The following is a 25,906-nucleotide window of genomic DNA, read 5'->3' as shown; positions in this document are numbered from 1 at the left end:
CTTTCCTTCCTCGAAGGCTTTCCTTCAGACTGGGGAAGGAGGTAAGCCATGAGCGATATTCTGATCCTGACCCATGCCGAGTTCTGTCCGCCAGGCCATCTGGGTGCCGTGCTGGCGGCGCGCGGCCTGGACTTCCGCGTGATCCGCGCCGACCTCGGCGAACTCGCCGGTCTCGACGCCGAACGCCCGCGAGCGGTGGCGATCATGGGTGGGCCGATGAGCGTCAACGACGACCTGCCCTGGTTGCGCGACGAACTGGCGCTGCTGCGTCGCTTCATCGAGCGACGCATCCCGCTGATCGGCCATTGCCTCGGCGGCCAGTTGCTGGCCTGCGCCCTGGGCGCGACGGTGCGGCAACAGCCCTACACCGAAATGGGCTGGCAGCCCATGCAGCGGGAAAGCCGCGACAGTCCATGGCTGGCCGGGCTGCCGGAGCGCTTCTCGATCTTCCAGTGGCATGGCGATGCCTTCGACCTGCCGCAGGGCGCCGAGCGCCTGCTGTCCAGCCCGTGGTGCGAGAACCAGGGGTTTTCCTGGGGTGGTCACGTACTCGGCCTGCAAGGCCATCCGGAAATGACCGAGGAACTGGTGCGGCGCTGGATCGCCGGCTGGCCGCACCTGCTCGATCCCTCCCAGCCCAGCCAGCAATCCGCCGAGGACATGCTGGCCGGGTTGTCTGCCAAGGTTGCCGGGCTGAATCGGGTGGCCGAGGGTTTCTACCGTCATTGGCTGTCGCTGATCGATTGACCTTCCCGGCCGCGGGCGCCCCCCTGGCACTACCGCCGGTCCGCTTTATCGCTCGTTCGAGCGAGACGGCTGTCTGCATGGAAGGGAGGGGAGAAGCCGTCTCCCTTCCGGGTCTGTTCTAGACTTATCGGTCCCACAGGTTGCTTCGCGATCGGCAGGTCGATGCCGGTCCGTGGCCGCGGGGCGCTCATGCCGTCGAACGGGGCGCCCTTCCTCTCCCTGTGGGCAGGATGCACCAGACTGGGGCGAACCCGCCGCGCCGACCCTGCGAATCGCAGACGAGCCGTGATCCGCGCGCTGGCACGGGCTTTGCGAGTTCCCCATCGTTCGTGACGACAAGGAGTCCGGCATGGCACGCATGTTTTACGACGAGATGCACGATGCTGGCGGCGAATGCCGCTCGCATTATCGGGAATTCGCTCGCTGGCTGGCCGACACCCCTGAAGAGCAATTGCTGCAACGCCGGCGCGAAGCCGACCTGCTGTTCCACCGCGCCGGCATCACCTTCACCCTGTACGGCGACGAGCAGGGCACCGAGCGCCTGATCCCCTTCGACACCATCCCGCGCAGCATTCCCGCGGCGGAGTGGGCGCACATCGAGGCCGGCTGCATCCAGCGCGTCCAGGCGCTGAACCTGTTCCTCGCCGATCTCTACCACGAACAGCGCATCCTCAAGGCCGGGGTGATTCCTGCCGAGCAGGTCCTGGCCAACGACCAGTACCAACTGGCGATGCAGGGACTGGACCTGCCGGGCAACGTCTACGCGCACATTGCCGGGGTCGACCTGGTCCGCGACGGCAGCGGCAACTACTACGTGCTGGAGGACAACCTGCGCACGCCCAGCGGTGTTTCCTACATGCTGGAAAACCGCAAGATGATGATGCGCCTGTTCCCCGAGCTGTTCGTCCGCCAGCGCGTGGCGCCGATCGACCACTACCCGGACCTGCTGCTCGACACCCTCAAGCGGGCCAGTGACGTCGAATCGCCGAGCGTGGTGGTATTGACGCCGGGACGTTTCAACAGCGCCTACTTCGAACACGCCTTCCTCGCCCGCGAGATGGGCGTGGAACTGGTCGAAGGCGCCGATCTGTTCGTCCGCGACGAGCGGGTCTACATGCGCACGACGGCCGGACCGCAACCGGTGGACGTGATCTACCGAAGGATCGACGACGCCTTCCTCGACCCGCTGGCGTTCAACCCGGATTCGCTGCTCGGCGTGCCCGGCCTGCTGGCCGCCTACCGGGCCGGCAACCTGGTGCTGGCCAACGCGATCGGTACCGGGGTGGCCGACGACAAGTCGATCTATCCCTACGTGCCGGACATGATCCGCTTCTACCTCGGCGAAGACCCGCTGCTGCACAACGTGCCGACCTGGCAATGTCGCAAGCCGAAGGAACTGGCGCACGTCCTGGCGCACCTGCCGGAGCTGGTGGTGAAGGAGACCCAGGGTTCCGGCGGCTACGGCATGCTGGTCGGACCGGCGGCCAGCCGGGAGGAAATCGAGCTGTTCCGCGAGCGCCTGAAGGCTCGCCCGGAGGCCTATATCGCGCAACCGACGCTGTCCCTGTCGACCTGTCCGACTTTCGTCGAGAGCGGCGTCGCGCCACGCCATATCGACCTGCGGCCGTTCGTCCTGTCGGCGCCGGATCGGGTTCGCCTGGTGCCTGGCGGGCTGACCCGGGTGGCGTTGCGCGAAGGCTCGCTGGTGGTCAATTCGTCCCAGGGCGGCGGCACCAAGGACACCTGGGTGGTGGAGGAATAAGCATGCTCAGCCGGACCGCTTCCGACCTGTACTGGATGTCGCGCTACCTGGAACGCGCGGAGAACCTCGCCCGCATGCTCGACGTCAGCTACTCGCTGTCGCTGTTGCCGCAGGACCGCAACGGCGGCGGCCTGGACGAACTGGCCATGCCGCTGCTGATCACCGGCACCCTCGACGCCTACCTGGAGCGCCACGGCGAACTGGCCGCCGAGCGCCTCCTGAGTTTCTTCGCCCTCGACCCGGACAACCCGGCGAGCATCTACAGCTGCCTGGCCGCAGCGCGCGCCAGTGCCCATGCGGTACGCGGGCGGATCACCCTGGACATGTGGGAGAACATCAACGCTACCTGGCTGGAAATGCGCGGCATCGCCGCCGAGGGCATCCTGCGCTATGGCATCAGTCGTTTCTGCGAATGGGTGAAGGACCGCTCGCACCTGTTCCGCGGCGCGACCTTCGCCACCAGCATGCGCAACGATGCGTTCCGCTTCATCCGTCTCGGAACCTTCATCGAACGCGCCGACAATACCTTGCGCCTGCTCGATGCGCGCTACCAGACCCAGGGCGAAGCGGCGCTCGCCGGGGCGGACGAGGGCACCGCGCGCGGCTACTACCAGTGGAGCGCGCTGCTGCGGGCGCTATCCGCCTTCGAGGGCTACACCGAGCTGTACCGCGCCTCGCCCAACGCGCGCAACATCGCCGAATTGCTGCTGTTGCGCGAGGACGTGCCGCGTTCGCTGCTGTCCTGCATCGAGGAACTGAGCGAGATCCTTTCCGGCCTGCCCGGCGTCAACGGCCGGCCGGCGCAGCGCCTGGCCGCCGAGCTGGAGGCGCGGGTGCGCTACACCGGCATCGACGAGGTGCTGGAGCAGGGCCTGCATACCTGGATCACCGACTACATCCTGCTGGTTCGCCAGTTGGCCAACGCCATTCACAGCTCCTACCTGGAGGCCGCATGAGACTCTCGATCACCCACGACACCACCTATCGCTACGAAGACCGGGTGCGCGCCAGCATCCAGTACCTGCGCCTGACCCCGCAGGACAGCGAGCGCCAGCACGTGGTCGATTGGCGCCTGGACCTGCCGCGCCCGGCGCGGCCGCTGCGCGATCCATACGGCAACATCCTGCACGTCCTGACCCTGGACGAACCGCATGAGTCGGTCCTGATCGCCGCCCACGGCCTGGTCGAGATCGACGAGGAGCGCGAGGTGGAGCACGATCGCCAGTCGCCGTTGCCGTTCCTGCGCAGCACCCGCCTGACCGGCGCCGATGCCGAGATGCGCGCCTTCGCCGAACGCGCCATGGGCGGCCGCAAGGATCGCGGCGGCCTGCTCGACCTGATGCATGCGCTGCACGAGCATATCCTCTACCAGCCGGGGGCGACCCGCGTCGACAGCACCGCCATCGAGGCCTTCGGCGCACGCGCCGGGGTCTGCCAGGACCATGCGCATGCCTTCCTCGCCTGCATCCGCAGCCAGGGTGTGCCGGGGCGCTATGTCTCCGGCTACCTCTACACCGAGGACGACACGCACCTGGCCAGCCATGCCTGGGCCGAGGCCTGGCTCGGCGACGGCTGGTACAGCTTCGACGTGACCAACCGGCTCGGCCGTCCGGAGCGCCATCTCAAGCTGGCCGTCGGCCTCGACTACCTGGATGCCTGCCCGGTGCGCGGCTTGCGCCGTGGCGGCGGTTGCGAGCAGATGCATGCGCGGGTGCTGGTCAGCGCGCCGCTGCTGCAGGTGCAGCAACAGTGACGATCCATTGCGCGCCTGGCGTTATCGGCGATTGCCTTTACGCTTGAGGGGCGGGGACGGACGGAATAAGGAAGATTCGAGATGACCTACTGTGTCGCGATGCACCTGGCCGACGGCTTGGTGTTCGCCTCCGATTCGCGGACCAACGCCGGGATCGACCATATCGCCACCTTCCGCAAGCTGTTCACCTTCGGCACGCCCGGCGAGCGCCTGCTGGTGGTGCAGACGGCCGGCAACCTGGCGACCTCGCAATCGGTGATCAACCTGCTGCAGCAGCGCATCCGCCGGGACGGCGCCAGCCTGCTCAACGTGCCCTCGGTCTACGACGCCACGGCGCTGATCGCCGAGACCACCCGCGAGGTGATGGCCCGCGACGGCGGCAATCTGGCCGGCAATACCGACCTGAGCTGCTCCTTCCTGGTCGGCGGGCAGATCGCCGGCGGACCGCCGGCGCTGTACAGCATCTACCCCCAGGGCAACTTCATCCAGGCCACGCCGGACACGCCTTTCCTGCAACTGGGCGAAAGCAAGTACGGCAAGCCGATCCTCGACCGCAACCTGACTTTCGACACGCCGCTGGAGCAGGCCCTGCGCTGCGCGCTGGTGTCGTTCGACTCGACCATCCGCAGCAACCTCTCGGTGGGCATGCCGCTGGACCTGCTGGTCTACCACCGCGACAGCCTGATCCTGCCGGAGGGCTACCGGGTCACCGAGGACGACGCCTATTTCAGCGCCATCCGCCGCCAGTGGAGCGCCGGCCTGCACGACTTGCTGGAGCGCCTGCCGTCGCCGCCCTCGGCGTACAACATCTGACGCCGCTTCAGCCGGCCGCGCCCGCCTTGCGGCCGGCCATGTGGCGCAGGTAGCCGATCAACTGGCGCAACTCCTGGTCGTCGATCACCCGTTCCGGGAACGCCGGCATCTTCGCCTGCGGCCATTGCCGCAGCGCCTGCGGGTCGCGGATGTAGCGGGCGAGGAATTGCGGCTGGAAGTACTCGGTGGGGTTGTACGGCAGGTTCAGGTCCGGGCCGAACTGGGCGTCGCCGGCACCGTTGAGACGGTGGCAGGCCAGGCAGTTCTTCTGGAACACGGCGAAGCCGGCGCGCACCTCCGCGCTGGCGTCAGCGGCCGGCAGCAGGGCCGGGAAGCGTTCGGCCAGAGGGGACTGGTAGCGGATGCGGACGACCTGGAAGGGCCATTGCTCCGGACCGATGCGTTTTTCCTCGGGTTTGCTCCAGACCAGATAGAACGGCCCGGCGGACGGCTTGCCCGCGCCCAGCGGCGGCCAGGGGCGCTGCGGATCCTCTATCGCCAGCCAGGCTTGCGAGCCCTGTTCGGCGAGCAGCGGGGCGGCCGGCAACTCGGCGGCGAAGCCGTCGCTGGCCACGGCCTGCAAATGGTCTTCGGGATGCACGCCTTTCAACAACGCCGCCAGTGGCACGGCGCGGTAGCGCATGTTCCGGCGGTAGGCGACGTCGGCCGGGATGTCCAGGTCGCGGGCCTGCGGATGCCTGAGCAGTTCTTCGCTGCTCCAGGTCTGCGTGCCCCCCGGCAGTTCCAGGCGGAGCTCGGCGGCCCAGGCGGCAGCCACAGGGAAGAGCAGGGCACCTAGCAACGCCAGGCGCGGGAGAGTGACAGGCATGCGGGTTCCTCGTGCATCCGCCGGTTATGGCATGGAGCGAGAGATTGGCACGGAACGGGGGCCTCGCGGTAGCATGCGGGCCATTGCATAGCTGGCTAACCAAGGGGTTCCCGTGCTCGCCGAGTTGTTCGCCGTGATGGCGCCCGTGCTGTTCGGCGCCGGTGTCGGTTACGTCTGGGTCCGTCTCGGACACGCCTATCCGACCGAGTTCGTTTCGCGCATCGTGTTCAACATCGGTTCGCCATGCCTGATCCTCGCCACCCTGGCGCATACCCGGGTGGACCTGCACAGTTTCGGCCGGATGGCCCTGGCCAGCGCGCTGATCTGCGTCTGCATGGCTGCGCTGGGCTGGGCGGCGGCGCGCCTCGGGCGCCAGGAGTGGCAGGTGCTGGTGCCGGCCTACAGCTTCCCGAATGTCGGCAACATGGGCCTGCCGGTGTGCCTGTATGCGTTCGGCGAGGCGGGGATGACCCTGGCGGTGGCGTTCTACCTGATTATGTCGATCGGCAACTTCAGCCTCGGCGTGTTCTGGATGAGCGGCGAGCGCTCCTGGCGCTCGCTGCTGGGCAATCCGATCCTGCTCAGCGTGCTGCTGGCCTTGTTGTTGATGGGGCTCGACCTGCAACTGCCACGCTGGATGGCGAATACCGTCGACCTGATGGCCGGGCTGACCATTCCGCTGATGCTGATCACCCTCGGCGTGTCCCTGGCCAGCATCCGCCCGCGGCAACTGGGCAATGGCTTCTTCTATGGCGGCCTGCGTCTTCTGCTGGGGGCGCTGGTGGGCTGGTCGGTGGCGCTGGCGTTGCAATTGCCGCCGCTGGCGCAGGGGGTGCTGGTGGTGCAGTCGTCGATGCCGGTGGCGGTGTTCAACTATCTCTACGCCTTGCGCGGCAATCGTTCGCCGGATCAGGTCGCCAGCCTGGTGCTGTGTTCGACCCTGCTGTCGTTCGCCTTCATTCCGCTGCTGCTGACCTGGTGGCTGCCTGCGCTGCGCTGACCGCGAGGCGGTGCGCAGCGTGCAGGCAGCAGGTGCCCTAGCGGATCAGACTGTTAAGGTTGGGAAGGATCAGGATGACTGTGGTGGCGAAGACGATGAGGCTCGCTTGCCGCCATCTTTTTGGCTGCTCGTTCAACATGGCCTGTCTGCCTTTCTTGTTGTCGGGTGGCTGCCTGCTCCGCGCTACGGCCCGGCGGAACGGCTTGCCACGCAGTGGCGTACTCTTCGGTCGGCCCGGCATCCCCGGCGTCGACCTCCCTTTCGAACGCTTGCATGAATCAGTCTAAGCCCCGGCCTGCGCGGGCTTAGACCACTTGGATACAAGCTGCTGCGGTCTAGACATATTCCCTCTATATGACAGCGTGGTGACGGCTCTGGCGTGCGTCTCGACCGTTCGTCCGGTGTCCGGGTTTCCGGTCGAAAGATGGCATGGTGCTATCTTCCCGGCGTTGCAGGCTGAGCTGGGCGGTCAATCAGCCTGAGCGGTTCGGTCATTGTCCCGCCGGCGAGCCTGTTTAAGGTAGGCGGAGGCCCGCTCGGCCGGACGAGAACAGGATAAGAGAGACCGCCATGACCGACGCATTCATTTACGACGCCGTGCGTACTCCCCGCGGCAAGGGCAAGAAGGATGGCGCGCTGCACAGCGTCAAGCCGGTGAACCTGATGGCCGGGCTGTTGCGCGCGGTCCAGCGGCGCAACGACCTGGATACCGCCCAGGTCGACGATATCGTGCTCGGCTGCGTGACGCCGGTGGGCGACCAGGGCGCCGATATCGCCAAGACCGCGGCGCTGGTGGCCGACTGGGACGAACAGGTTGCCGGCGTGCAGATCAACCGTTTCTGCGCCTCCGGCCTGGAGGCGGTGAACCTGGGGGCGATGAAGGTACGCTCCGGCTTCGAGGACCTGGTCCTGGTCGGTGGCGTCGAGTCCATGTCACGCGTGCCGATGGGCTCCGACGGCGGCGCCTGGGCACTGGATCCGGAAACCAACCTGCACACCAGCTTCGTCCCGCAAGGGATCGGCGCCGACCTGATCGCCACCCTGGAAGGCTTCAGTCGCGCCGATGTCGATGCCTTCGCCCTGCGCTCCCAGCAGAAGGCCGCCAAGGCCCGCGCCGAAGGGCTGTTCGGCAAGTCGCTGGTGCCGGTCGCCGACCAGAATGGCATCGTCCTGCTCGACCACGATGAGTTCATTCGCGCCGACTCCACCCTGGAAGGGCTCGCCGCGCTCAAACCGAGTTTCGAGATGATGGGGCAGATGGGCTTCGACGCCACCGCGCTGCGCAAGTACAGCCAGGTCGAGCGCATCGAGCACGTGCATACGCCGGGCAACAGCTCGGGGATCGTCGACGGCGCCAGCGCCATGCTCATTGGCTCCGAGGCCAAGGGCCGCGAACTGGGCCTGAAGGCGCGGGCGCGGATCGTCGCTACCGCGGTGACCTCCACCGACCCCACCATCATGCTTACCGGCCCCGCGCCGGCGACCCGCAAGGCCCTGGCCAAGGCCGGCCTGAAGGTGGAAGACATCGACCTGTTCGAAGTCAACGAGGCGTTCGCTTCGGTGGTGATGAAGTTCATGAAGGACATGGGCGTGGCGGAAAGCAAGGTCAACGTCAACGGCGGCGCCATCGCCATGGGCCACCCGCTCGGCGCCACCGGCTGCATCATCCTCGGCACGCTGCTCGACGAACTGGAGCGGCGCAACCTGCGCTACGGCCTGGCCACCCTCTGCGTAGGCGGCGGCATGGGCATCGCCACCATCATCGAGCGCGTGTGAAGGGAGAACCGGAATGACTGACGCTATCCGTTACGAAAAAGGCCAGGACAACGTCGTCGTCCTGACCATGGACATGCCCGGGCAGAGCGCCAACACCATGAACGGTGTCTACCGCGAGGCGATGGCGAAGACCATCGCACGGCTGGAGGCGGAGAAAGAGGGGATCGCCGGCGTGGTGCTGACCTCGGCGAAGAAGACCTTCTTCGCCGGCGGCGATCTCAACGAGCTGATCAAGGTCACCAAGGCCGACGCCCCGGCCTTCTACCAGGGCATCCTCGAACTCAAGGGCCAACTGCGGCGCCTGGAGACCCTCGGCAAGCCGGTGGTCGCCGCGATCAACGGCGCTGCGCTGGGCGGCGGCTGGGAGATCTGCCTGGCCTGCCACCACCGCATCGCCCTGGACAATCCCGGCGTGCAGCTCGGCCTGCCGGAGGTGACTCTCGGCCTGTTGCCGGGCGGCGGCGGGATCGTGCGCATGGTGCGCCTGCTTGGCCTGGAGAAAGCCCTGCCGTACCTCGCCGAAGGCAAGAAGGTGCGTCCGGCGGAAGCGCTCAAGGCCGGGCTGATCCACGAACTGGCCGACAGCCCCGAGGAAATGCTGGAGAAGGCCCGCGCCTGGATCCTCGCCAACCCGGCGGCGAAGCAGCCCTGGGACAGCGCCGGCTACAAGATTCCCGGCGGTACGCCTGCCAGTCCCAACGTGGCGCAGATGCTGGCCATCGCACCGTCGGTGCTGCGCGACAAGACCAAGGGTTGCTTCCCGGCGCCCGAGAAGATCATGTGCGCGGCGGTGGAGGGCGCCCAGGTCGATTTCGACACCGCGCAACTGATCGAGGCGCGCTATTTCACCGAGCTGACCACCGGCCAGGTGGCGAAGAACATGATCGGCACCTTCTGGTTCCAGCTCAACGAGATCAACGCCGGCAAGTCGCGGCCGCAGGGGTATCCGGTGCGGGCGACGAAAAAGGTCGGCGTGCTCGGCGCCGGGATGATGGGCGCGGGCATCGCCTACGTATCGGCGGCGGCCGGCATCGAGGTGGTGCTCAAGGACGTCTCGCTGGAAGCGGCGGAGAAGGGCAAGGCTTATTCGGCCAGGCTGCTGGACAAGAAAGTTGCGCGCGGGCACCTGTCTGCCGAGAAGCGCGACGCCTTCCTCGCGCGGATCGTGCCGAGCGTCAGCGAAGCCGACTTCGAAGGCTGCGACCTGATCATCGAGGCGGTCTTCGAGGACCGCGCGCTGAAAGGCAAGGTCACCGCCGAGGCCGAGAAGCATGCCCTGGCCGATGCGGTAGTGGCGTCCAATACCTCGACCCTGCCGATCACCGGTCTGGCCCAGGCGGTGGCGCGGCCGGAGAAGTTCATCGGCCTGCACTTCTTCAGCCCGGTGGACAAGATGCCGCTGGTGGAGATCATCCGCGGCGAAAAGACCAGCGACGAAACCCTGGCGCGCGGTTTCGACTACGTACTGCAGATCAAGAAAACGCCGATCGTGGTCAACGACAGCCGCGGCTTCTTCACCTCGCGGGTATTCGGCACCTTCACCAACGAAGGCATCGCCATGCTCGGCGAAGGCGTGAGCGCCGCGATGATCGACAACCAGGCGCGCCAGGCCGGTATGCCGGTGGGGCCGCTGGCGATTTCCGACGAAGTCTCCCTGAGCCTGATGACCCACATCCGCAACCAGACCGCCCGCGACCTCGAGGCCGAGGGCAAGGCTCTGCCGACGCACCCTGCGTTCGCCGTGATCGACCTGATGGTCAATGAGTACAAGCGCCCGGGCAAGGCGGCCGGCGCCGGCTTCTACGACTACCCGGCGAACGGCAGGAAACATCTCTGGGCGGAACTCAAGAGCCGCTTCGAGAAGCCCGATGCGCAAATATCCGCCGAGGACGTACGCGACCGCCTGCTGTTCATCCAGGCTATCGAGACCGTGCGTTGCGTGGAGGAGGGGGTATTGCACTCCACCGCCGACGCGAACATCGGCTCGATCTTCGGTATCGGTTTCGCCGCCTGGAGCGGGGGCGCCTTGCAGTTCATCAACCAGTACGGCCTGAAGGACTTCATCGCCCGCGCCCAATACCTGGTCGAACAGTACGGCGAGCGCTTCGAGCCGCCGGCGCTGTTGCTGGAGAAGGCGGCGAAGGGCGAGCTGTTCTGAGTCCTGGCGTCGCATGGAGAGCCGGCCTTCGGGCCGGCTTTCTCGTGGTTGCGTACCGCGGCGGATGACGCCACCCCGGTATCCCCTGGTTCTTGCCAGCCAGGCCGCCACGGGTAGGGCGAATAGCGCCATGGGCGCTATCCGCCGATATGCCGAGGTTCGGCGGATAACCGCGATGCGGTTATCCGCCCTACGCCGCGCGGCGGTACAGGCCCTTGCCTCCAGCCGCCATTGGTAGGGCGAATAGCGCCACAGGCGCTATCCGCCGATATACCGAGATTCGGCGGATAACCGCGATGCGGTTATCCGCCCTACGCCGTGCGTCGATACAGGCCAGCCTCCATGCTTGCCTCCAGGCCGCCACGGGCGCTTCCGCCGATGTGCCTACGCGGGACCTGGGTGTTCCTCGCCGGGGTAGCGCAGCAGGTCGATCACGGCGCTCAACGCCGCCGGGTGGTTGCGGCGGTTCGGATAATAGAGATGGAAACCGGGAAAGGGAGCGCACCAATCCGCCAGGACCCGTTCCAGGCGGCCGGCGGCGAGGTGCTCGGCGACTTCCTCCTCGATGGCGAAGGCAATCCCGACATCGGCCAGCGCCGCCTGTAGCATCAGGCGCGGGTCGTCGAGGACCAGCGGTCCGCTCACGGCCACCGAAAGCGTTTTCGCACCCTTGCTGAATTGCCATTTGTACAGCTCTCCGGAAGACACCTTGCGCCAGCCGATGCAACGGTGGCCGAGCAATTCCTCCGGGCTACCCGGCCTGCCTTGCCGTCGGAAGTAGGCCGGGGTCGCGACGATGGCCAAGCGCAGGTCCGGGCCGACCCGCACGGCGCGCATGCCGTGCTGGAGGTCTTCGCCGAGGCGGATGCCGGCGTCGAAACCGGCTTCGACGATATTGGCGAAACCCTCGTCCGCCACCACTTCCAGGGTGATGCCGGGATAGTCGCGGGCCAGTTCGCCGAAACGTGGCGCGAGGACGAGACCGATGGCGTTTCGCGGTGCGTTGATTCGTACCAGGCCGTGAGGCGTTTCGCGAAAGCGGTTAAGGCTGTCCAGCGCGGCGGCGATGTCTTCGAACGCCGGGTCCAGGTGTGCCAGCAGGTGCTCGCCGGCCTCGGTCGGCGAGACGTTGCGAGTGGTGCGGTTGAGCAGGCGGATACCGAGCTGGGTTTCCAGTTCGCGCAGGGTGTGGCTGAGCGTCGGCGGGGTTACGCCGAGGGTGGCGGCGGCGCGGCGGAAACTGCGTTCGCGAGCGATGGCGACGAAGGCGGCGAGACCGGCGAGATCGGGCTTCTTCATTGGATTATTAAAATAACTCGATCAATGAAAGAGATTTTTCCAGGATAGTTAGCTATTCGGCAGCAATATAGCATCGTCGGGAAACCTGGCTCATGAACAGGGTGGGGCCGGGGAAACCGCTCTTTTCAGAGCCTTCCGACGAGGTCGTACGATGCAGCATGTCCGTCTTGGCAATAGCGGCCTGAAAGTCTCCCGGCTCTGCCTGGGGTGCATGACCTATGGCGATCCGGCGTGGCGTCCATGGGTGCTGGACGAGGAACGGGCGCGTCCGTTCATTCGCGAGGCGCTGGAAGCCGGGATCGACTTCTTCGACAGTGCCGATATCTATTCCACCGGCGAGAGTGAGCGGATCCTCGGACGCGCGCTCAGGGACTTCGCGCAGCGCGAGGACCTGGTAATCGCCACCAAGGCGTTCTTTCCCATGAGCGACAGGCCCAACGCCTGCGGCTTGTCGCGCAAGCATCTGCTTGCCAGCGTGGATGCCTCGCTGCGGCGGTTGGGTACGGACTACCTGGATCTCTTCGTGATCCATCGCTTCGATCCGGAAACCCCGATCGAGGAAACCTGCGAAACCCTCGACAGCCTGGTGCGTGCCGGCAAGGTCCGTTACCTCGGCGCCTCGTCGATGCCGGCCTGGCGCTTCATGAAGATGCTCGCCTTCCAGCGCCACCACGGCCTGGCGCAATTCATCTCGATGCAGAGCCAGTACAACCTGATCGTTCGCGAGGACGAGGAGGACCTCGTGCCGCTGTGCCGGGAAGAGGGGATCGCGTTGACGCCCTGGTCGCCGCTGGCGCGTGGGCTGCTGGCCGGAGCGCGAAGCGCCGGCACGCTGCGGACCCGGACGGACGAACAGGCCCCGCGCTGGTACGGCGGCAGGGAGGAAGTCGAGTCGACCCTCGGCGCGTTGGAGAAACTCGCCGCTGCCCGCGGGCTTCCACCGGCGCAACTCGCCCTGGCCTGGCTGCTTGGCCGGAACGGTGTCGCCGCGCCGATCGTCGGCCTGTCCAGGCCGCATCACCTCGAGGATGCCCTCGCGGCGCTGACGCTGGACCTCGCCGAAGAGGAGTGCGCCACGCTGGAGGCGCCGCTCACGGTGCGCGCCCGGACCCCGCGCTGGTAGGGCGCACATCGACGGAGAAAGCATGATGAGACGACAGGCTTCCGTGTTGCTGCTGGTATCCATGGTATCGGCGACCGTCTTGCCGGTTTTCGCCCGTGCGCCGGGCGAGCGCGAGCCGTCCTGCGCCGCGACGAGCATCGTCCTGCCAGCGGGGGCCCGGTATCCCAACGGCATCGCCCATGCCGCCGATGGAACGCTGTACGTCGGCCTGGTCACCAGCGGGCGCATCCTGAGCAAGCCTCCCGGGGGCGAGTGGGAAACCTTCTTCGCCGGCAGCCCGGCGATCTTCGCTGCCACCGCGCTGCGGCTGGACGAGCCGCGTGGCCTGCTCTGGGGCAATTCGCCGGACTTCCTACCCGCTGGCCGGCGCCGGCCGCATGGGGTGTTCGCCCTGGATCTCGCGACCGGTGCCGTGCGCCGATATCTGACCCTGCCCGGCGACGGGATGGGCAACGATCTCGCGGTGGCGCCGGACGGAACGGTCTACCTGAGCGAAACCCGGGATGGCAGCCTGATGCGGCTGCGGCCCGGGGAACCGGCGTTCCAGGTGTTGCTGCGCGACAGCCGCCTGGCCGACCCCGGCGGCCTGGGCGCGGCGGGCATCGTCCGGGTGGACGAGGACACCCTGCTGGTCGGCAACTTCGGTAGCGGGGCGATCCATGTCGTCGAAGGGGTCGCCACGCGTCCGCGGCTGCGCGAGATGGAGCTGCCCCGAACGCTGGAGAATCCGGACGGCATGGCGCTGGCTCCGGACGGCTCGCTGATCGTGCTGGAGAACGCCATCCGCAGCGGCGCCGGCAAGGTGCTGCGGATCGCCGAGCCGCTCGCTCCAGGGCGGCGCGGCATCGAAGTGATACGCGAGGGCCTGGAGTCGCCGGTCAACCTGACCGTCACCGGACAGGGTTGCGCCTATGTCAGCGAGTCACGCATTCGCCACCGCCTGTTGCCGGGGCGCGAGGGCGAGGCGCCGGCGCGTTTCCTGATCCACCGGCTGCCCCTGGACGCGGCCGGGGGCGGTTGATCGGCCGCTCAGGCGTTGGCGAAACGACCCTCCAGATAGGCGATGATCTCGCTGGATTCGTACATCCAGCGCACCTGGCCGTTTTCCTCGATGCGCAGGCACGGCACCTTGACCTTGCCGCCGCCTTCCAGCAAAGCCTGGCGGGCCTGCGGATCGTTCATGGCGTCCTTGAGTTGCATCGGCAGGTTCAGCCGGTGCATGGCGCGGCGTGTCTTCACGCAGAACGGACAGGCGCGGAACTGGTAGAGCGACAGGTTCCGCAGCGCCCGCTCGACCTCGGCCTGGGCCTCGGCGCTGCGCTGCAGCTTGCGGGGGCGGCTGACGAAGTCGGCGAGGATAATCGCCTGACCCAGTCCGTTACGTACTGCCTTGAGCAACATGGCGTGTGCCTCGCGGGAAAACCGCCAGTTTACGTGGCGGTTCCGGGCATGGGGAGTCCTTCCGTCTCCTGTGCAGATTTCTTTACGGCTGGGCGTCTCGGGAATCTTTCTGCCGGCTGCTTGTTTTTTGGCGAATCGTCCGGATATTCCTTTCGAGGCCAGGGCGACGGTTCCCTTGCCCGCGCTCCTGTGTTAATTAAATCAAACGAAAACGACAATAACCCCACTTCTTCAGAGAGTCTTTATGTCGCTCCGCATCTGTATCCTGGAAACCGATATCCTTCGTCCCGAGCTGATCGAGCGCTACGAAGGCTACGGCCGGATGTTCCAGCAACTGTTCGCCAAGCAACCGATCGCCGCCGAATTCGTCATCTACAACGTGGTGGAGGGGCGCTATCCGGCGGACGACGAGCGCTTCGACGCCTACCTGGTGACCGGCAGCAAGGCCGACTCCTTCGGTCCCGACCCGTGGATCCAGACCCTGAAGACCTTCCTCCTGGACCGCTACGAGCGCGGCGACAAGCTCCTCGGCGTGTGTTTCGGCCACCAGTTGCTGGCCCTGCTGCTCGGTGGCAAGGCCGAGCGCGCCAGCCAGGGCTGGGGCATGGGCATCCACCAGTACCAGTTGAACGAACGGGCCGACTGGATGAGCCCGGCGCTGCCGGACCTGACCCTGTTGATCAGCCACCAGGACCAGGTCACCCGGCTGCCGGAAAACGCGCGGGTGATCGCTTCCAGCGACTTCTGTCCCTATGCCGCCTACGCCATCGGCGACCAGGTGCTGTGCTTCCAGGGGCATCCCGAGTTCGTCCACGACTATTCCCGCGAACTGCTCGAACTGCGCCAGCAGCACCTGGGCGAGGAACTCTATCGCAAGGGGGTCGATAGCCTGGCGGGGGATCACCAGGGCACCGTCGTCGCCGAATGGATGATGCGTTTCGTCGCGCGCCAGCCGACCGGCGCCTGAGCCGGCCCCGCGCCATGCGAGCGCCGCCAGCCTCCCGGGGTTGGCGGCGTTTTCGTTTCAGGCCGGGCAGTCGAGGATGAAGCGCTCCGGGATCCAGCGCTGCGGGCGTGCCGGCGGGGTGCCGCTCTGCAGCTTCAGCGCCAGGTTGGCCGCCAGCGCGCGGACCATCGCCTGGTTGCATTCGATGGTGCGCGCCAGTGCGCCTGCCGAGCCTTGGGCGAGGCCGAGTAGCGAGTAGCCATTGGTCAATATCGCCAGGGCGGCGACGATCCAGAATTTCCGTGTTTGCCTTCTCATGCTGTTTCCCGGGAAAGAAGCCGGCGTTCAACCGGCGCGTCGACTGTTCAACCCCGAGAGCAGGCCTGGCAGGGCCTGGCCGATCTGGTTGGAGAAGGTCGTGGCGGTGTCGTTGTCCGGTGTGGCGTTCCTGGCGCTTTCGGCGCCGGCGACGAGGCTCAGCACGACCAGCATGAGGATGGCGTACAGACCCAGGGTGGCCAGGGCGGTGTTGCGGGCGTAATGGCGTGGGCTGCGACGTTTCATGGCGGCTTCCGTGATCGATACCTCGGATGGGCATAGGATCGCGGAGAAGAATTCGATTGGATAACGAATTGTCGCGCTATTAACTATCGACAGAAATGATGCTTTGGCCGAACGACCGGTACGGGTTGCGGGGCCCGGGTTCGGGCCCGATGGATCAGGACGAAGTCGGCGCGAGCAGGCGATCGACCACCTGCCGGGCTCGCTCGAAGGAGGGGTAGCCGCTGCGCGCGACCGGCAGCTCGGCGTAGGCCTGGCGATAGGTCTCGGCCTTGGGAATGTCGGCGCGCGGCAACAGGAAGGGCTCGGCGTAGATCTTGTAGAGCATCGCGTTGGCCAGCGGGTAGCGTCGCTCGGCGGAACGTTCGAGGAGGCGGGTGATGCGCTCGCAATCGCTGGCCTGGCCGTCGCGGCGAGCGATCAGCACGGCCTGGTAGAAGTCCGCCTCGCCGCTGCGGTCGTCGCGCGCCGCGCGCTCCAGCAGGGCCTGGGCCAGCGGCAGGCGATCGCGGTCGTTGGCGACGATGATCAGTTTCGCCTGCAGCATGTCGTTCTCGTACAGCAGTTTTTCCCTGTCGCTGTCCTGGCGGCAGGTGGCGCAGCTTGCCAACAGCGGGATCAGGCAAAGTGCAATCCATTTCGGCATGGCGGTTGTTTCCTTGTCATGGATGAGACGGCACGAGGCTGGAATCCAATGGAGAGGCGAGGCGCCTCCAAGGTTCCCTCGCATGCAGTCTAGTCGGCCCGTAGCGGATGGGACCGGCCGTCTTTGATACGCATCAACTGGCGCCGGCGGGCAAGGCGTACGGTGAAAGATGCAGGGCGGCGCACGAAGCGCCTGTTCCGAAGCCAAGAAGGAAACACTCATGATTCGTGAAGTTGAAGGTGACATTCTGCTTTCCGGGGCCCAGGTGATCGCCCACGGCATCGCGCCCCAGGACCATTTCGACAGCGGCCTGGCCCTCGCCTTGCGCGAACGCTGGCCGTCGATGGTTCGCGACTACCGGCATGCCGCCCATGCCAGGGCGCCCGAGCCGGGCGGCATCTGGGTCTGGGCCGGGGTCGACGAGCAGGGCAAGACCCAGTGCATCGTCAACCTGATCACCCAGGGCATGCTGCACAGCGGTCGCAGCGCCAAGCCGGGCAAGGCGAGCCTGGAGGATGTCGGCCATGCCCTGCGCGAGCTGGCCCGCTATGTGCGCAGCGAAGGGGTGAGCAGCCTGGCTCTGCCCTGCGTGGCGACGGGAGTGGGCGGGCTGGACTGGTCCGAGGTCAAGCCGCTGGTGGTTCGCCACCTGGGCGACCTGGAGATCCCGGTGATTCTCTACGAGGTCTATCGCAAGGGCGTGGCGGCCGAGGAAAAGCTGGCCTGAACGAGAAGCCCGGCGTGAGCCGGGCTTTTCAGGGTTGCGGGGAAAAGAAAAACGTTCCTGGCAGGCGGCGTTCAACCCTGCGCATCGGTGTCGCTCGCGGTTGGCGCCGTGGCCTGTTGCTGCTGGGCCTGCTCGATGGCGTGCTGGTTCAGTTGGACCATGCGGTTTTCCATCAGGCTGGATTCGTCGGCGAAGCTGGCTTGCACTGCGAGGGTGGTAGCCATGCCGAGGAGAATGGCGGCGAAGACGTTGCGTTTCATGATGACCTCCGGTTTTCCTTGGGAATGTCACCAGGATAATCCGTAATAATTTTTTAAAAATAGCAGTTAGGGAGAGTTACCTTTGCGTAATAAGTAATTATTGGGCGCAAAAAAGCCCGGTACCAACCGGGCTTTCGCTGGCGCGGGCCTTAGCCCAGGTGCTTCTTGTCCAGCTCGATCGCCTGGTCGAGGGTTTCCAGCAGTGCCTTGCGCACCTTGAGCTTGGTATTGCGATGCGCGGTCATGTTGAGTTTCTTCAACTGCTGGGCCGCTGCACGCGCGCTTTCCTGCAACTGGTCGGCGCTGACCAGGGTGTCGAGGAAGCCGGCATCCACCGCAGCGGCCGGACTGAACATCTCGGCATTGATGACCGAGCGGGTGAACGCCGACTTGCGCAGGCGATCGCGGGCCAGTTCGATGCCGACATGGTGCATGGTCATGCCGATGGCGACTTCGTTCAGGCCGATCTGGAACGGCCCGTCGACGCCGATCCGGTAGTCGGCCGAGAGCAGCAGGAAGGCGCCCTTGGCTACCGCGTGCCCGGGGCAGGCGACGATCACCGGATAGGGATGGGAGAGCAGGCGGCGAGCCAGGGTCGAGCCGGCGGCGACCAGGTTGACGGCATTCTCCGGGCCGGAGGTCATGACCTTCAGGTCGTAGCCACCGGAGAGGATGCCCGGCTGGCCGGTGACGATGACCACGGCCTTGTCCTGCAGGGCCTGGTCGAGAGCCTGGTTGAAGGCGTCGATCACCGCCGGGGAGATGGCGTTCACCTTGCCGTTGTTGAGGGTCAGGGTGGCGATGCCGTCTTCGAACTGGTAGCTGATCAACTCGCTCATGGCAGGATTCCTTTTGGTGGAGTGGCGCAGACCTTACTGATGGGCGTCGTCGGCGTAAAGCGCTTTGGCTGACCCGCGGGTCATGCGCGATTGTGCTTGCGCGGGCCTCCCGAGCAGGGCTCCAGTGACGCCTGCGCGTTCCTGGCAGAAGAAACGGTTGAGTCTGGCCGGGGAAGACAGCAATATGGACCCTATCGTTAGTCCGGCCTTGCATGCGGTGCAGGTCACCCGTTTCGAGGATGTCCGCCAGGCGCGCTCAGCCGCCGGGACGAGAACGGACGAAGTTATCCGGCGGCCTGCTGAAGGCCGGTACGCGGGGGCATCCTCGCGAGGAACCCTATCAATCAGGCGCGGGTCGGGTTACGAACCCGTTGAGGAGATCCAAAGTGAGCGAGTCCCTGTCCATCCATCATGACGTGGGCGGCCATCAGTTCGAGACGACGGTGGATGGCCATCGTGCCTATCTGGCGTATATGGACCTGGGCAAGCAGACGCTGGACATCTACCGGACCTTCGTACCGGATTCGCTGCGGGGTCGCGGTATCGCCGCCGCGCTGACCGAACACGCCCTGCAGTACGCCGACCGCATGGGCTACAGCGTGATCCCGTCCTGCTCCTACGTGGAGCGTTACATCGAGCGTCGCCAGCGTCAGGCCGATCCGGCCGCCTGAGCAGGTGCGCAATGAAAAACGCCGGGCATCAGCCCGGCGTTTTCGTTTCCGCCTCGCTCAGCCGCGCTGGCGTTTCGGCAGCACGTCCTTGAGCTTGGCGTGCATGCTGCGGATGCTCTTCTCGGTGGTCGCCCAGTCGATGCATGCATCGGTGATGGAGACGCCGTACTGAAGTTGGTCGAGATCCTTCGGAATCGGCTGGCTGCCCCAGCCCAGGTGGCTTTCCACCATCAGGCCGACGATCGAGTTGTTGCCTTCGACGATCTGGTTGCTGACGTTGTCCATCACCAGCGGTTGCAGGGCCGGGTCCTTGTTGGAGTTGGCGTGGCTGCAGTCGACCATGATGTTCAGCGGGATTTTCGCCTTGTTCAGGTCCTGCTCGCAGAGCGCGACGCTGACCGAATCGTAGTTCGGCTTGCCGTTGCCGCCGCGCAACACCACGTGACCATAGCGGTTGCCCTTGGTGGTGACGATGGATACGCCGCCCTGCTGGTTGATGCCGAGGAAGCGATGCGGGCTGGAGACTGACTGCAGGGCATTGATCGCCACGGTCAGGCTGCCATCGGTGCCGTTCTTGAAGCCGACCGCGGAAGACAGGCCGGAGGCCATCTCGCGGTGGGTCTGCGATTCGGTGGTACGGGCGCCGATCGCCGACCAGCTGATCAGGTCCTGCAGGTACTGCGGGGAAATCGGGTCGAGCGCTTCGGTGGCGGTGGGCAAGCCTTTCTCGGCGAGGTCGCGGAGCAGTTGGCGACCGATGTGCAGGCCATCCTGGATCTTGAACGAGTCGTCCAGGTACGGATCGTTGATCAGGCCTTTCCAGCCCACCGTGGTACGCGGCTTCTCGAAGTACACGCGCATCACCAGGAACAGCGTATCCGCCACTTCGGCCGCGAGCGCCTTGAGGCGGTCGGCGTATTCGTGGGCGGCCTTGATGTCGTGGATGGAGCAGGGGCCGATCACCACGAACAGACGGTGGTCCTTGCCATCCAGGATGTCGCGCACCACCTGGCGACCATGGGCCACGGTCTGCAGGGCCTTGTCGGTCAGGGGAATTTCACGCTTGAGCTGCTCCGGCGTGATCAGGGTCTCGTTGGAGGCAACGTTAAGGTCGTCGATCTGTAAATCAGCCATCGTGGTACTCAATCAGGTCACGGGCGCCGGCCGCCGGGAGGCCCCCTGCGAAAGGGCGCAGGCATGAAGTTCGCAAACGGGGAGACGAACCTTAACGTGTCGGGCCGGGCCTAGACAATGGGCGGGACGCGGTTCGCCGGTGTTTTCCCCGCTCTGCGCACGTTTTCTTCGTTGCTCCGGGCCAAGGCTGCCAGCGGAGTTGCAGGTGAGGCCGCCGCGGACGATATTGTGCAGGTGCTGCGGAGGGGCGCGCCTTGCGCGTATCCGCTGGCCGAGGAGGGCGCCAGCGCTATCGCAGGAGCCGAAGCCTACGGATGATGGTCGGGCCCCATTTCTTCCTTTCTATCGAGGTCAGCAGCGTGCCGTCCCTGGAACTCACCGATCTGGACGCCGACCGGCAGTTGCTTGCCCTGGAAGGGGTTTCGCTGTTGGTATTCACCAGCGAAGGCTGCGCGTCGTGCCGCTGGGCCCGGCGCCATCTCCCCGCGATGGACCTGCCCATCGAGCGCCTGTGCTGGGTGGACGCCGGCCGCAATGGCGGCCTGGTGGAACGCTACGGCGTCTTTCACCTGCCGGCCCTGTTCATGGTCCGCGACGGCCGCTTCCATGGCGCACTGAACGTTCCGCTGCACCAGGAAGCCTTGCGGGGTGCGGTGCTGGCGGGGTCGACCGCTTTACCTGAGGAGTTGCCCTGATGGATTCAAAGCAGCAACGGATCGGCGTCATCGGTACGGGAGCCATCGGCGGCTTCTATGGATTGATGCTGGCGCATGCCGGTCACGACGTGCATTTTCTCCTGCGCAGCGAGTTCGAGGCGGTCAATCGCGCCGGACTCAGCCTGAATAGTGCGGTGCATGGCTTCCGGCGCCTGGCGCCGGTCCAGGCCTACCATTCGGCGCAGGACATGCCGCCCTGCGACTGGTTGCTGGTGGGCGCCAAGACCACCGGCAATCACGAACTGGCACCCCTGATCCGCGCAGCGGCGGCGCCGGGAGCCAAGGTTCTGCTGCTGCAGAACGGTCTGGGCGTGGAGGAGCGGCTGCGGCCGCTGCTGCCGGAAAGCCTGCATCTGCTGGGCGGCCTCTGCTTCATCTGTGTGCATCGCGGCGAACCGGGCGTGATCGAGCACCAGGCCTACGGCGGAGTGAATCTCGGCTATCATTCCGGACCGGCCGACGAGCGACGCCGGCGCGAGATCGTCGAGGAGGGTGCCGCGCTGTTCCGCGAGTCCGGGCTGGAGTCCACGGCGATGCCCGACCTGGAGCAGGCGCGCTGGCAGAAGCTGGTCTGGAACATCCCCTACAACGGGCTGTCGGTATTGCTGAAGAGCAGCACCGCGCCGCTGATGGCCAACGCGGACAGTCGGTCGCTGATCGAGGCGATCATGGAGGAAGTCATCGGTGCTGCCGGCGCCTGCGGCTTCATCCTGCCTGAGGGCTATGCGGACCAACTGCTGGCGGCGACCGAGCGGATGCCCGACTATCGGCCGAGCATGTACCACGACTTCGCCCATGGGCGGCCATTGGAGCTGGCGGCGATCTATGCCGCGCCCCTGGCCCGCGCTGCTGCTGCGGGCTACCGGATGCCCAGGGTCGAGGCGCTGTACCAGGCGTTGCGCTTCCTCGAAGCACAACCGCGCTGAAGGGCCGAGCGCGGCGACCAGCCGGCGCCGCGCTCGCAGGGAGAAAAGGGATTTACCCCAACGGGCCGGAAAAAGCCCGAAACAGCAGGGAACGCTAGGAGAATGGATGCTTGCTGCTAATCTGCTAATGAGGCCCGCCGCGCAGGCTGTCGAGGAGGCCGCATGATTCGTTCGATTCTCTACGCCACCGATCTGGGGCTCTATGCTCCCTATGTCCTGCAACACGCCCTGTCGCTGACCCGCGCCTACAACGCCGAGCTCTATGTCGTCCATGTGGTGGAGCCCCTCGGGCTGTTCGCCGAGTCGGTCCTGCAGACCTACCTTGACACCGAGCGTCTCCAGGACCTGCGGGCGCAAGGGCTGGACAACGTCATGGAAAGCATCGAGAAGCGGGTCCTGGAAGGGTTTCGCGATGAACTCGGCGAGTTGCCCCAGGATGCGGCGCTGGTCAAGAGCGTGCGGGTGGTGCAGGGCGACCCGCCGCAGATGATCCTCGATGAGGCGGAAAAGCTGGCCGTGGACCTGATCGTCGCCGGCAGCCATAGCCACGGCACCCAGCTCGACACGCCGCTGGGCCGGACTGCCGCGCGTCTGGTGCAACTGGCGGAGGTACCGGTGTACCTGGTGCCGATGTTGCAGCACCGTAGTCGCGACCTGTAGGCCAGCGGTCGGCTGGTGAAAAAGCGTGCAAAATCAAAAAAAACGTCTAATTTTATTCCTCAAACCATTAATATGGTTATATACCTTCGGTTCTTGATCGCCGGTCGCGACAACCTTTTCGAGGAATCTCCATGAAGCTTCAGCAATTGCGCTATATCTGGGAGGTTGCGCACCACGACCTCAACGTCTCCGCCACGGCGCAGAGCCTCTATACTTCGCAGCCGGGCATCAGCAAGCAGATCCGCCTGCTGGAGGACGAACTGGGCGTCGAGGTGTTCGCTCGCAGCGGCAAGCACCTGACCCGTGTGACGCCGGCGGGGGAGCGGATCATCCATACCGCCGGCGAGATCCTGCGCAAGGTCGAGAGCATCAAGCAGATCGCCCAGGAATTCTCCAACGAGAAGAAGGGCACGCTGTCCATCGCCACTACCCACACCCAGGCGCGCTATGCGCTGCCCAACGTGATCAGCGGCTTCATCAAGCAGTACCCGGACGTCTCCCTGCACATGCACCAGGGCACGCCGATGCAGATCGCCGAAATGGCCGCCGACGGCACCGTCGACTTCGCCATCGCCACCGAGGCGCTGGAGTTGTTCGGCGACCTGATCATGATGCCCTGCTACCGCTGGAATCGCTGCGTCATCGTGCCCCACGGGCATCCGCTGACCAAGCTGCCGAAACTGACCCTGGAAGCCCTGGCCGAGCAGCCGATCGTCACCTACGTGTTCGGCTTCACCGGCCGCTCCAAGCTCGACGAAGCCTTCAGCCAGCGCGGCCTGGTGCCCAAGGTGGTATTCACCGCGGCCGATGCCGACGTGATCAAGACCTACGTGCGGTTGGGCCTGGGGGTCGGCATCGTGGCGCACATGGCGGTCGATCCGAAGCTCGACAACGACCTGGTGATCCTCGACGCCAGCCACCTGTTCGAGTCCAGCGTGACCAAGATCGGCTTCCGCCGCGGCACCTTCCTGCGCGGCTTCATGTGCGACTTCATCGAGAAATTCGCTCCGCACCTGACCCGCGAGCTGCTGGCCAAGGCCGTGCAATGCCACAACAAGGCCGAGCTGGACGAGTTGTTCGACGGCATCGAACTGCCGGTCTACTGATCGCCTCGGCCCATGAAAAAGCCCGGCCTGGTGCCGGGCTTTTTCATGGCTGGCCCTCAGAGCATGTCGAGATTGTCGCGACCGGCCAGCCTGGCCAGCGCTTCGCGATCAGCGTCCGCGGACTGCTCGGCTCGCGGTTCGAGGACTTCATGGAGGAAGCTCATGAACACGGTGTAGACCTGTTCGCGCCCGTCGTCGTGGCGAACCACGAAGAACGGCGCGGTCTCTACGCCATATTGGGCGGCGACCATCCAGCCTGCGCTGTTCGGGTCGCGTTCGTCGGCCACCAGGGTGCGATGGATGCGCGGCAGGTAGCCGCCTTGTTCCAGGCGTTGCCGGACTTCCTTGCACTTGCGGCAGTCCTCGCCGTTGGCGAGGACTTTCTTGACCATGGTGATGCGCATGCTGGGTCTCCGCTCGGGGTTCGACCCGCACTTTACCCCGATTGCATACGCTCTATCGACGGTTTCAGGCCTTGCTGATCAGGTTGCCGGCGTGCAGCCCGCACTCCTTGTGGGTGGCTTCCTCCCACCACCAGCGGCCCTCGCGCTCGTGCTGGTTGGGCAGCACCGGACGGGTGCAGGGTTCGCAGCCGATGCTGATATAGCCGCGTTCGTGCAGGCTGTTGTAGGGCAGTTCGAGCATGCGGATATAGCCCCAGACCTCCTCGCTGGTCATGGACGACAGCGGGTTGAATTTGTACAGCGGCTTTTCCGGCGTGGAAAAGGCACCGTCGATTTCCAGCACCGCCACCTGGCTGCGCGTGCCGGGGCTCTGGTCGCGGCGTTGGCCGGTGGCCCAGGCGCGCACGCCGGCGAGCTTGCGCTTGAGCGGTTCGATCTTGCGGATGCCGCAGCACTCGCCGTGGCCGTCCCGGTAGAAGCTGAACAGGCCCTTTTCCTTCACCAGGGGTTCGAGCAGGCGCGGGTCGGGGGAAAGCACGTCGATGGCGATGCCGTAGTGTTCGCGGACCTGGTCGATGAAACGATAGGTTTCCGGGTGCAGGCGACCGGTGTCGAGGCTGAACACCTTCACGTTGCGGTTGAGCTTCCAGGCCATGTCTACCAGGACGACGTCCTCGGCGCCGCTGAAGGAGATCCACAGCTCGTCGCCGAAGTGCTCGAAGGCGGCTTTCAGGATGTCCTGGGGGGATTTGTCGGCAAGGCTGGAGGCGAGGGCGGGAAGGTCGAAAGGCTGGCTCATCGGGCTGGGGTCCTGGTGCTGGGTGGCGCTGTTGCGCTCTGTGGCGGGAATGGTAGCAAAGGGCGGCATATGGCCCTAAATAACCATTTACCCCTGTCGACCTTGATTCCAGGAATAAGCCGGCGTTGCCTTGCCCTCGGCGAGGGGCTAGAGTGCCGCGTCCGTCGTCACCCCATCGTTCAGAGAATTTCGAGGAGAGTCCTGTGGAAATTGCCTGTCTTGACCTGGAAGGCGTGCTGGTTCCGGAAATCTGGATCGCGTTCGCGGAAAAAACCGGTATCGACGCCTTGAAGGCGACCACCCGGGACATTCCGGACTACGACGTGCTGATGAAGCAGCGCCTGCGCATCCTCGACGAACATGGCCTGAAGCTGGGCGACATCCAGGAGGTGATCGCCACCCTGAAGCCGCTGGAGGGGGCGGTGGAATTCGTCGACTGGCTGCGCGAGCGCTTCCAGGTGGTGATCCTCTCCGACACCTTCTACGAGTTCTCCCAGCCGCTGATGCGCCAGCTGGGCTTCCCGACCCTGTTGTGCCACAAGCTGGAGATCGACGACAGCGACCGGGTGGTCGGCTATCAATTGCGCCAGAAGGATCCCAAGCGGCAGTCGGTGATCGCCTTCAAGAGCCTCTACTACCGGGTGATCGCCGCCGGTGATTCCTACAACGACACCACCATGCTTTCCGAGGCCCACGCCGGCATCCTGTTCCATGCCCCGGAAAACGTGATCCGCGAGTTTCCCCAGTTCCCCGCGGTGCATACCTACGAAGACCTCAAGCGCGAGTTCCTCAAGGCTTCCAGCCGTTCGCTGAGTCTGTAGCCGCGCCGCCGATGAAAGAGCCCGCGGAA

The 25,906-nt window shown here is 65.7% G+C and carries 29 protein-coding genes; 18 read left to right on the top strand and 11 right to left on the bottom strand.

The features are described 5' to 3' along the window. Positions 1-48: 48 nt before the first annotated feature. The 5 genes from LJF27_RS17795 (at position 49) to LJF27_RS17775 (ending at position 5,075) form a co-directional block, all read left to right on the top strand. Positions 49-747 carry a type 1 glutamine amidotransferase gene (locus tag LJF27_RS17795; protein WP_023116626.1) on the top strand — a complete coding sequence of 233 codons (699 nt, stop codon included), beginning with the start codon at positions 49-51 and terminating at the stop codon, positions 745-747. Between the two features lie 349 nt (positions 748-1,096). After that, complete coding sequence (locus tag LJF27_RS17790; RefSeq protein WP_003087741.1) at positions 1,097-2,509, top strand: circularly permuted type 2 ATP-grasp protein; 1,413 nt, start codon at positions 1,097-1,099, stop codon at positions 2,507-2,509. Positions 2,510-2,511: 2 nt separating this feature from the next. Then, positions 2,512-3,465, top strand: a complete 954-nt coding sequence (locus tag LJF27_RS17785; RefSeq protein WP_003087742.1) for an alpha-E domain-containing protein — start codon at positions 2,512-2,514, stop codon at positions 3,463-3,465. Continuing rightward, entirely contained in the window at positions 3,462-4,262 is an 801-nt protein-coding gene (locus LJF27_RS17780) for a transglutaminase family protein (protein ID WP_003087743.1), read from the top strand. Before LJF27_RS17785 ends, LJF27_RS17780 begins: the two co-directional genes overlap by 4 nt. 81 nt (positions 4,263-4,343) lie before the next feature. Further along, positions 4,344-5,075: a peptidase gene (locus tag LJF27_RS17775; RefSeq protein WP_003100716.1), complete on the top strand. Its 732-nt coding sequence runs from the start codon at positions 4,344-4,346 to the stop codon at positions 5,073-5,075. 7 nt (positions 5,076-5,082) lie between these two features. Here the strand turns inward: LJF27_RS17775 and LJF27_RS17770 are convergent, their stop codons facing one another. Continuing rightward, complete coding sequence (locus tag LJF27_RS17770; RefSeq protein WP_003100707.1) at positions 5,083-5,904, bottom strand: cytochrome c; 822 nt, start codon at positions 5,902-5,904, stop codon at positions 5,083-5,085. A gap of 112 nt (positions 5,905-6,016) precedes the next feature. Between LJF27_RS17770 and LJF27_RS17765 the strand changes: the two genes are divergently transcribed. The 3 genes from LJF27_RS17765 to LJF27_RS17755 all read left to right on the top strand — a co-directional run bounded on the left by LJF27_RS17765 (position 6,017) and on the right by LJF27_RS17755 (position 10,838). Continuing rightward, entirely contained in the window at positions 6,017-6,904 is an 888-nt protein-coding gene (locus LJF27_RS17765) for an AEC family transporter (protein ID WP_003087746.1), read from the top strand. A gap of 570 nt (positions 6,905-7,474) precedes the next feature. Continuing rightward, positions 7,475-8,680 carry an acetyl-CoA C-acetyltransferase gene (locus LJF27_RS17760; RefSeq protein WP_003087747.1) on the top strand — a complete coding sequence of 402 codons (1,206 nt, stop codon included), beginning with the start codon at positions 7,475-7,477 and terminating at the stop codon, positions 8,678-8,680. Between the two features lie 13 nt (positions 8,681-8,693). Then, positions 8,694-10,838, top strand: a complete 2,145-nt coding sequence (locus LJF27_RS17755; RefSeq protein WP_003100703.1) for a 3-hydroxyacyl-CoA dehydrogenase NAD-binding domain-containing protein — start codon at positions 8,694-8,696, stop codon at positions 10,836-10,838. A 384-nt stretch (positions 10,839-11,222) separates the two neighbouring features. On the opposite strand, the gene LJF27_RS17750 is transcribed toward LJF27_RS17755, so the two are convergent. Next, the gene (locus tag LJF27_RS17750) at positions 11,223-12,137 is read right to left on the bottom strand and encodes a LysR family transcriptional regulator (protein ID WP_003122853.1); all 915 of its coding nucleotides are present in this window, start codon (positions 12,135-12,137) and stop codon (positions 11,223-11,225) included. A 151-nt stretch (positions 12,138-12,288) separates the two neighbouring features. Between LJF27_RS17750 and LJF27_RS17745 the strand changes: the two genes are divergently transcribed. Both LJF27_RS17745 and LJF27_RS17740 read left to right on the top strand, forming a co-directional pair. Then, positions 12,289-13,260 (top strand): aldo/keto reductase, encoded by a 972-nt coding sequence (locus LJF27_RS17745; RefSeq protein WP_003117709.1) that lies wholly within the window; start codon positions 12,289-12,291, stop codon positions 13,258-13,260. Between the two features lie 22 nt (positions 13,261-13,282). After that, positions 13,283-14,281 carry an SMP-30/gluconolactonase/LRE family protein gene (locus tag LJF27_RS17740; protein WP_019396581.1) on the top strand — a complete coding sequence of 333 codons (999 nt, stop codon included), beginning with the start codon at positions 13,283-13,285 and terminating at the stop codon, positions 14,279-14,281. Positions 14,282-14,289: 8 nt separating this feature from the next. Here the strand turns inward: LJF27_RS17740 and LJF27_RS17735 are convergent, their stop codons facing one another. Next, entirely contained in the window at positions 14,290-14,661 is a 372-nt protein-coding gene (locus tag LJF27_RS17735) for a glutaredoxin family protein (protein WP_003087752.1), read from the bottom strand. A 244-nt stretch (positions 14,662-14,905) separates the two neighbouring features. On the opposite strand from LJF27_RS17735, the gene LJF27_RS17730 reads away from it, so the two are divergent. Then, entirely contained in the window at positions 14,906-15,628 is a 723-nt protein-coding gene (locus LJF27_RS17730; protein WP_003098093.1) for an amidotransferase, read from the top strand. 57 nt (positions 15,629-15,685) lie between these two features. Here LJF27_RS17730 and LJF27_RS17725 read toward each other — a convergent pair whose 3' ends face one another. The 3 genes from LJF27_RS17725 to LJF27_RS17715 all read right to left on the bottom strand — a co-directional run bounded on the left by LJF27_RS17725 (position 15,686) and on the right by LJF27_RS17715 (position 16,814). Then, positions 15,686-15,925 carry a hypothetical protein gene (locus LJF27_RS17725; protein WP_003087754.1) on the bottom strand — a complete coding sequence of 80 codons (240 nt, stop codon included), beginning with the start codon at positions 15,923-15,925 and terminating at the stop codon, positions 15,686-15,688. A gap of 27 nt (positions 15,926-15,952) precedes the next feature. Further along, positions 15,953-16,171 (bottom strand): hypothetical protein, encoded by a 219-nt coding sequence (locus LJF27_RS17720; protein ID WP_003098091.1) that lies wholly within the window; start codon positions 16,169-16,171, stop codon positions 15,953-15,955. Between the two features lie 154 nt (positions 16,172-16,325). Next, positions 16,326-16,814, bottom strand: a complete 489-nt coding sequence (locus LJF27_RS17715) for a hypothetical protein (protein WP_003087756.1) — start codon at positions 16,812-16,814, stop codon at positions 16,326-16,328. A 220-nt stretch (positions 16,815-17,034) separates the two neighbouring features. Here LJF27_RS17715 and LJF27_RS17710 point away from each other — a divergent pair, with 220 nt between their 5' ends. Continuing rightward, positions 17,035-17,541, top strand: a complete 507-nt coding sequence (locus tag LJF27_RS17710; RefSeq protein WP_003087757.1) for a macro domain-containing protein — start codon at positions 17,035-17,037, stop codon at positions 17,539-17,541. A gap of 71 nt (positions 17,542-17,612) precedes the next feature. Here LJF27_RS17710 and LJF27_RS17705 read toward each other — a convergent pair whose 3' ends face one another. Beyond that, on the bottom strand, positions 17,613-17,801 hold the full coding sequence (locus LJF27_RS17705; protein WP_003087758.1) for a hypothetical protein: 189 nt from the start codon (positions 17,799-17,801) through the stop codon (positions 17,613-17,615). A 149-nt stretch (positions 17,802-17,950) separates the two neighbouring features. Beyond that, positions 17,951-18,640 carry a crotonase/enoyl-CoA hydratase family protein gene (locus LJF27_RS17700; protein ID WP_003087759.1) on the bottom strand — a complete coding sequence of 230 codons (690 nt, stop codon included), beginning with the start codon at positions 18,638-18,640 and terminating at the stop codon, positions 17,951-17,953. A 386-nt stretch (positions 18,641-19,026) separates the two neighbouring features. Here LJF27_RS17700 and LJF27_RS17695 point away from each other — a divergent pair, with 386 nt between their 5' ends. Next, positions 19,027-19,311 (top strand): GNAT family N-acetyltransferase, encoded by a 285-nt coding sequence (locus tag LJF27_RS17695; protein WP_003087762.1) that lies wholly within the window; start codon positions 19,027-19,029, stop codon positions 19,309-19,311. Positions 19,312-19,368: 57 nt separating this feature from the next. On the opposite strand, the gene LJF27_RS17690 is transcribed toward LJF27_RS17695, so the two are convergent. After that, a complete protein-coding gene (locus LJF27_RS17690) occupies positions 19,369-20,445 on the bottom strand; it encodes a 3-deoxy-7-phosphoheptulonate synthase (RefSeq protein WP_003087765.1) in 1,077 nt (358 codons plus the stop codon). Positions 20,446-20,762: 317 nt separating this feature from the next. Between LJF27_RS17690 and LJF27_RS17685 the strand changes: the two genes are divergently transcribed. The 4 genes from LJF27_RS17685 (at position 20,763) to cysB (ending at position 23,853) form a co-directional block, all read left to right on the top strand. Then, positions 20,763-21,140: a thioredoxin family protein gene (locus tag LJF27_RS17685; RefSeq protein ID WP_003120319.1), complete on the top strand. Its 378-nt coding sequence runs from the start codon at positions 20,763-20,765 to the stop codon at positions 21,138-21,140. Continuing rightward, positions 21,140-22,087, top strand: coding sequence for a putative 2-dehydropantoate 2-reductase (locus LJF27_RS17680; protein ID WP_003117707.1), 948 nt, complete (start codon positions 21,140-21,142; stop codon positions 22,085-22,087). Before LJF27_RS17685 ends, LJF27_RS17680 begins: the two co-directional genes overlap by 1 nt. A gap of 162 nt (positions 22,088-22,249) precedes the next feature. Continuing rightward, positions 22,250-22,747 carry a universal stress protein gene (locus LJF27_RS17675; RefSeq protein WP_003087770.1) on the top strand — a complete coding sequence of 166 codons (498 nt, stop codon included), beginning with the start codon at positions 22,250-22,252 and terminating at the stop codon, positions 22,745-22,747. 131 nt (positions 22,748-22,878) lie between these two features. Further along, positions 22,879-23,853: an HTH-type transcriptional regulator CysB gene (cysB, locus tag LJF27_RS17670; protein ID WP_003087775.1), complete on the top strand. Its 975-nt coding sequence runs from the start codon at positions 22,879-22,881 to the stop codon at positions 23,851-23,853. Between the two features lie 56 nt (positions 23,854-23,909). On the opposite strand, the gene LJF27_RS17665 is transcribed toward cysB, so the two are convergent. Together LJF27_RS17665 and LJF27_RS17660 are read right to left on the bottom strand one after the other, a co-directional pair. Continuing rightward, the gene (locus LJF27_RS17665; RefSeq protein ID WP_003098081.1) at positions 23,910-24,257 is read right to left on the bottom strand and encodes a hypothetical protein; all 348 of its coding nucleotides are present in this window, start codon (positions 24,255-24,257) and stop codon (positions 23,910-23,912) included. Positions 24,258-24,321: 64 nt separating this feature from the next. After that, positions 24,322-25,125, bottom strand: coding sequence for a phosphoadenylyl-sulfate reductase (locus tag LJF27_RS17660; RefSeq protein ID WP_078465414.1), 804 nt, complete (start codon positions 25,123-25,125; stop codon positions 24,322-24,324). Positions 25,126-25,259: 134 nt separating this feature from the next. Here LJF27_RS17660 and thrH point away from each other — a divergent pair, with 134 nt between their 5' ends. Continuing rightward, complete coding sequence (gene thrH / locus LJF27_RS17655; RefSeq protein WP_003098078.1) at positions 25,260-25,877, top strand: bifunctional phosphoserine phosphatase/homoserine phosphotransferase ThrH; 618 nt, start codon at positions 25,260-25,262, stop codon at positions 25,875-25,877. Positions 25,878-25,906 lie beyond the last annotated feature (29 nt).

Origin of the sequence: Pseudomonas sp. 203-8 (assembly GCF_020708595.1) — a bacterium.
Taxonomy (GTDB): Bacteria; Pseudomonadota; Gammaproteobacteria; order Pseudomonadales; family Pseudomonadaceae; genus Pseudomonas; species Pseudomonas aeruginosa.
Note: the sequence above shows the minus strand (reverse complement) of the source record. Positions and strands in the feature narration are given on the sequence as shown.

Excerpts from the sequence above, each read along its gene's own strand:
- LJF27_RS17735 (WP_003087752.1), bottom strand. The coding sequence starts at position 14,661 with ATGTTGCTCAAGGCAGTACGTAACGGACTGGGTCAGGCGATTATCCTC.
- LJF27_RS17775 (WP_003100716.1), top strand. The coding sequence starts at position 4,344 with ATGACCTACTGTGTCGCGATGCACCTGGCCGACGGCTTGGTGTTCGCC.
- LJF27_RS17690 (WP_003087765.1), bottom strand. The coding sequence starts at position 20,445 with ATGGCTGATTTACAGATCGACGACCTTAACGTTGCCTCCAACGAGACC.
- LJF27_RS17725 (WP_003087754.1), bottom strand. The coding sequence starts at position 15,925 with ATGAGAAGGCAAACACGGAAATTCTGGATCGTCGCCGCCCTGGCGATA.
- LJF27_RS17710 (WP_003087757.1), top strand. The coding sequence starts at position 17,035 with ATGATTCGTGAAGTTGAAGGTGACATTCTGCTTTCCGGGGCCCAGGTG.
- LJF27_RS17730 (WP_003098093.1), top strand. The coding sequence starts at position 14,906 with ATGTCGCTCCGCATCTGTATCCTGGAAACCGATATCCTTCGTCCCGAG.
- LJF27_RS17745 (WP_003117709.1), top strand. The coding sequence starts at position 12,289 with ATGCAGCATGTCCGTCTTGGCAATAGCGGCCTGAAAGTCTCCCGGCTC.
- LJF27_RS17680 (WP_003117707.1), top strand. The coding sequence starts at position 21,140 with ATGGATTCAAAGCAGCAACGGATCGGCGTCATCGGTACGGGAGCCATC.
- LJF27_RS17700 (WP_003087759.1), bottom strand. The coding sequence starts at position 18,640 with ATGAGCGAGTTGATCAGCTACCAGTTCGAAGACGGCATCGCCACCCTG.
- LJF27_RS17795 (WP_023116626.1), top strand. The coding sequence starts at position 49 with ATGAGCGATATTCTGATCCTGACCCATGCCGAGTTCTGTCCGCCAGGC.
- LJF27_RS17780 (WP_003087743.1), top strand. The coding sequence starts at position 3,462 with ATGAGACTCTCGATCACCCACGACACCACCTATCGCTACGAAGACCGG.
- LJF27_RS17685 (WP_003120319.1), top strand. The coding sequence starts at position 20,763 with ATGGTCGGGCCCCATTTCTTCCTTTCTATCGAGGTCAGCAGCGTGCCG.
- LJF27_RS17720 (WP_003098091.1), bottom strand. The coding sequence starts at position 16,171 with ATGAAACGTCGCAGCCCACGCCATTACGCCCGCAACACCGCCCTGGCC.
- LJF27_RS17740 (WP_019396581.1), top strand. The coding sequence starts at position 13,283 with ATGATGAGACGACAGGCTTCCGTGTTGCTGCTGGTATCCATGGTATCG.
- LJF27_RS17790 (WP_003087741.1), top strand. The coding sequence starts at position 1,097 with ATGGCACGCATGTTTTACGACGAGATGCACGATGCTGGCGGCGAATGC.
- LJF27_RS17750 (WP_003122853.1), bottom strand. The coding sequence starts at position 12,137 with ATGAAGAAGCCCGATCTCGCCGGTCTCGCCGCCTTCGTCGCCATCGCT.
- LJF27_RS17660 (WP_078465414.1), bottom strand. The coding sequence starts at position 25,125 with ATGCCGCCCTTTGCTACCATTCCCGCCACAGAGCGCAACAGCGCCACC.
- LJF27_RS17705 (WP_003087758.1), bottom strand. The coding sequence starts at position 17,801 with ATGAAACGCAACGTCTTCGCCGCCATTCTCCTCGGCATGGCTACCACC.
- LJF27_RS17715 (WP_003087756.1), bottom strand. The coding sequence starts at position 16,814 with ATGCCGAAATGGATTGCACTTTGCCTGATCCCGCTGTTGGCAAGCTGC.
- LJF27_RS17760 (WP_003087747.1), top strand. The coding sequence starts at position 7,475 with ATGACCGACGCATTCATTTACGACGCCGTGCGTACTCCCCGCGGCAAG.
- LJF27_RS17675 (WP_003087770.1), top strand. The coding sequence starts at position 22,250 with ATGATTCGTTCGATTCTCTACGCCACCGATCTGGGGCTCTATGCTCCC.
- LJF27_RS17770 (WP_003100707.1), bottom strand. The coding sequence starts at position 5,904 with ATGCCTGTCACTCTCCCGCGCCTGGCGTTGCTAGGTGCCCTGCTCTTC.
- LJF27_RS17665 (WP_003098081.1), bottom strand. The coding sequence starts at position 24,257 with ATGCGCATCACCATGGTCAAGAAAGTCCTCGCCAACGGCGAGGACTGC.
- cysB (WP_003087775.1), top strand. The coding sequence starts at position 22,879 with ATGAAGCTTCAGCAATTGCGCTATATCTGGGAGGTTGCGCACCACGAC.
- LJF27_RS17785 (WP_003087742.1), top strand. The coding sequence starts at position 2,512 with ATGCTCAGCCGGACCGCTTCCGACCTGTACTGGATGTCGCGCTACCTG.
- LJF27_RS17755 (WP_003100703.1), top strand. The coding sequence starts at position 8,694 with ATGACTGACGCTATCCGTTACGAAAAAGGCCAGGACAACGTCGTCGTC.